This window comes from uncultured Microscilla sp. (assembly GCF_947493425.1).
Classification (GTDB): domain Bacteria; phylum Bacteroidota; class Bacteroidia; order Cytophagales; family Microscillaceae; genus Microscilla.
Window position 1 is genome coordinate 1 of the sequence record NZ_CANLRP010000546.1, and the last position, 359, is coordinate 359.

The window sequence follows — 359 nt, forward strand, 5'->3', positions numbered from 1 at the left end:
CAAAAAGGACGAGAAGGCAAAACTCTTGAAATGACAGCAACTCCTGATAAGATAGTAGAACTCTATCCTCATCATTGCGTTGATTGTGGTACTTCTTTAGGTGGTTTGCCTGCGGTTGCTGCACAAGTTCGTCAGTCTGTAGATATTCCACCTGTTGCAGCTGTTTTCACTGAATATAGGACATTCAGCAAAGTATGTAATTGTGGATGCAACAATACTACAGGCTTTCCCGAAGGAGTAACTACCCCAGTGAGTTATGGTAGTCGTATTGAGGGACTGATCAGTTATTTTCACGCACGTCAATACTTGCCATTTGCCCGCATGCAGGAAATGTTTAATAACGTTTTCAACATTGGTAT

1 pseudogene is annotated in these 359 nt (G+C 41.8%); it reads left to right on the forward strand.

From position 1 onward, the window contains the following. Positions 1 to 359 (forward strand): annotated as a pseudogene (locus Q0954_RS34625) (IS66 family transposase zinc-finger binding domain-containing protein); the annotation flags it as partial.